Below are 3674 nucleotides of genomic sequence, written 5' to 3' on the forward strand. Positions count from 1 at the left end.
CCACTCCCCCGGTACGCCAGAAGGGCCGGTCACCTCGCGGTGACCGGCCCTTCTCCGTGTGCTCCCCCGGTTGGACTCGAACCAACAACCCTCCGGTTAACAGCCGAATGCTCTGCCAATTGAGCTACAGGGGATCGCTTCAACAGCGGCGTGAACCATAACACCACTGCCGCGTTGGGTCCAATCGCGCCCCTACCGGGAGGCCCGCAGGTGCTGCAGCTCCCGCTGCCACCCCTGCAGCCGCAGCCCGATCTCCCGCTGACGCTCCGGCTCGGCGGACCCCAGGCGCTGCAGCTCCCCCATCGCGTCGGCGATGCGACGGTTGAGCTCGATGATGCGCAACCGTGCCACGAGCCCCTCGGCGTACCCCGGGGCCGGCTGCCCGTTGACCATGCGCACCGGCAGCCCGGCCACGGCCAGCTCGCCCACGAGGTCGTGGACGCGCGGGTCGGCGGCATCGCGCACCTGCTGCACCCAGGCGGTGTGCGAGAGGGTCACCGCCCGCTCGATGCCACCGGCCTGCACCACCGCCGCGTGCACGAGCCCCAGGGCGGGCGCCGTGAACGCCGTGGTCGACAGCGCCGAGTGCTCGGTGCCGGTGATGGCCCCGGGGTACTGCAGCACCATCTGCAGCATCTGCCGCTCGGCCACGTGGTCCGGGTTGCGCGGGTCCACCGGGGGCAGCGGCGGCGGCCCGGCCGGGGCGGCCTGTTCCGGGGCGCTCGAGGACTCGGGCCCGGTCTGCACGGGGCGCGTCGCGGCCCGCAGACCGCCGGAGGCGCGCGAGGACCGGGCAGCGGTCACCTCGCGCCCCAGGGAGTCCACGTCCACCCCGATCCACCCCGAGACGGTGCGCGTGTACTCCGGCTGCAGGGAGCGGTCGCGGATGCCGGCGATGATGGGCGCGGCCACCCGCATCGCACCCACGCGCCCCTCGGGCGTGTTCAGGTCGTAACGCGCGATGGAGGTGCGCACGGCGAACTCGAACATCGGCACCGCGTCCTCCACCAGCGCGCGCACCGCCTGCGATCCGCGCTGCTGGCGCAGGTCGTTGGGGTCCAGCCCGTCGGGGGCCACTGCCACGAAGGACTGGCTGGCCCACGCCTGGTCGGCCTCGAAGGCCTTCATGGCGGCCTTCTGCCCGGCGGCGTCGCCGTCGAAGGTGAAGACCACCTTGGCCGGGGCCTGGTTCGCCTCGTCGCGCAGGATGCGGCGCAGCACCTTGATGTGCTCGGCACCGAAGGCCGTGCCGCAGGTGGCCACGGCCACCTCCACGCCCGAGAGGTGCGCGGCCATCACGTCGGTGTACCCCTCCACCACCACGGCGGTGCGCTGCTGGGCCATCGCCTTCTTGGCCAGGTCGAGCCCGTAGAGCACCTGGTTCTTGGTGTAGATCGGCGTCTCGCTGGTGTTGAGGTACTTGGCGGCAATGCGGTCGTCCTCGAAGATGCGGCGCGCCCCGAAGCCCACCGTGTCGCCGGTGATGTCGCGGATGGGCCACATGACGCGGCCGCGGAAGCGGTCGTACATGCCACGGCCACCGCGGCCCACGAGGCCAGCGGTCACGAGCTCGTCGTCGGTGAACCCCCCGGCCCGCAGGTGCTGGTACAGCGCGGTGCCGCCCCGGGGGGCGAAGCCCACCCCGAAGTGCGCCGCCTCGGTGGACCCGAAGCCCTTGCCCCGCAGGAAGTCCCGGCCCGGGCGGGCGTCCTGGGTGGAGAGCAGCTGCTGGTGGTAGAACTCCTCGGCCGCCCGGTGGGCCTCCACGAGCCGGGCCCGTCGCCCCAGTCCGCCCTCGCGGCGGGGCCCCCTGCCCTCCTCGTAGCGCAGCTCCATGCCCAGCCGCCCGGCCAGCCGCTCCACCGCCTCGGCGAAGGAGAGGTGGTCGATCTTCATGACGAACTCGATGACGTCGCCGCCCTCGCCGCAGCCGAAGCAGTGCCAGTGCCCCACCGCCGGGCGCACCTGGAAGGAGGGGGTCTTCTCGTCGTGGAAGGGGCACAGGCCCTTGAGCGAGCCCACCCCGGCCACGCGCAGGGTCACGTGCTCGCGCACCACCTCGTCCAGCGCCGTCCGCTCCTTGACGGCCTGGATGTCCTCCGGCTTGATGAGTCCTGCCACGTCCCTCCCCTCAGTGCCCGTGGTGGGTGCACCAGCGGTGGTGCTCCACCCACGCCCGGCCGTCGGACAGCGAGGCCACCTGGTCCACCACCGCCCGCCGGGCCGCCGCGTCGTCGCCGGCCTCCTCGGCCACGCGGCGGTCCTCCAGGTACTGCGGGTCCATCCGCTCGGGGTGCCGCTCCCACATCGCCACGAGGGCCTGCAGGGCCTCACGCTGCCGCTCCATGAGCTCCAGCCGGTGCTCGGTGTTCATCATGTAGGTGTACGCCACCGCCTTGAGCATGGCGATCTCGGCCACCACCTCGCTGGGGACGACCAGGTCGGCGTCGAAGCGGGTCAGGGTGGCCTGTGGATGACGCTCACGGGTGGCGTCGGTCACGGACTGGGCGAAGTGCCCGATGAGGGTGCTCGTCATGTCCTTGAGCCGCGCCAGCGAGCGCCGGGTGCCGTCGTAGGACTCCGGCACCACGCCCGAGGAGGTGAGCCGCTCCATCGCCCCCACCAACGCCGATGCGGGCAGGTCCCGGGCGTAGGTGCGCGCGGCGTTGGCGGCCACCGCGGCCACCTCGGCGGGGTCGCGCAGGGCCCGCACGTCCAGGTGGCCCGAGGTGATGGCGTCCTCCACGTCGTGCACGGAGTAGGCCACGTCGTCGGCCAGGTCCATCACCTGGGCCTCCACGCACCGGCGCCCCTGCTCGGGCGACCCACGGCGGATCCACGCGAAGACCTCGGCGTCGTCGGCGTAGGCGTTGTACTTGGGGGTGCCCGTCGGCCCCTCGCCCCGCAGCCAGGGGTACTTCACCACCGCGTCCAGGGTGGCGCGCGTGAGGTTGAGGCCCACGCTGCGTCCGTCGGCGCGGAAGCGCTTGGCCTCCAGCCGAGTGAGCAGCCGCAGCGACTGGGCGTTGCCCTCGAAGCCGCCGATGTCGTGCGCCACGTCCGCGAGCGCGTCCTCGCCGTTGTGCCCGAAGGGCGGGTGGCCCAGGTCGTGGGCCAGGCAGGCGGCGTCGACGACGTCCGGGTTGCAGCCGAGCGAGACGGCCATCTCGCGGCCGATCTGCGCCACCTCGAGGCTGTGGGTGAGACGGTTGCGGACCACGTCGTCCATCCCCGACTGCATCACCTGCGTCTTGGCCGAGAGACGTCGCAGGGCCGCCGCGTGGATGATGCGGCCGCGGTCCCGCGCGAAGTCGTCTCGGTCGGCGCGCTTGCGGGCCGGGTCCTCTGACTCCCAGCGCTCCCGGTCGTGGGCCGAGTAGGCCTCCACGGGGGCCACCCCCGCGGGGGCGTCGGTGCGGGGCGGGACCCATCGGGAGGCATCGGGCGTCGGCATCACCCTGCGAACGGTAGCCGGTGGCCCCGACACCACGTGCTGCGGTGCGCCCCCCGCCCCGCAGGTCGTCGGAGCTGGGTGCGACACTCCGTGGGCACACACCGTCGTGCCGCGCCCGGCAGGGCGCCCGCAGCAGAAAGGGGACCCATGTCCGGCTCTTCGGAGTTGAGCGTGGGTGCTTGGGGGTAGGGGTCGAGGTCCCGGGCATGATCTGAGGACT

General features: G+C 73.0%; 2 protein-coding genes and 1 tRNA gene. All 3 read right to left on the minus strand.

The genetic code is table 11. The features are described 5' to 3' along the window. Window positions 1-61 precede the first annotated feature (61 nt). Window positions 62-134: transfer RNA gene (locus ACFFHC_RS08440), tRNA-Asn, on the minus strand. Window positions 135-192: 58 nt separating this feature from the next. Continuing rightward, window positions 193-2121, minus strand: a complete 1929-nt coding sequence (gene dnaG, locus ACFFHC_RS08445) for a DNA primase (protein ID WP_070705198.1) — start codon at window positions 2119-2121, stop codon at window positions 193-195. A 10-nt stretch (window positions 2122-2131) separates the two neighbouring features. Then, window positions 2132-3454, minus strand: coding sequence for a deoxyguanosinetriphosphate triphosphohydrolase (locus tag ACFFHC_RS08450; RefSeq protein WP_083323555.1), 1323 nt, complete (start codon window positions 3452-3454; stop codon window positions 2132-2134). Window positions 3455-3674: the final 220 nt, after the last annotated feature.

Source organism: Kytococcus schroeteri (assembly GCF_042433515.1).
GTDB classification, from domain to species: domain Bacteria; phylum Actinomycetota; class Actinomycetes; order Actinomycetales; family Dermatophilaceae; genus Kytococcus; species Kytococcus schroeteri.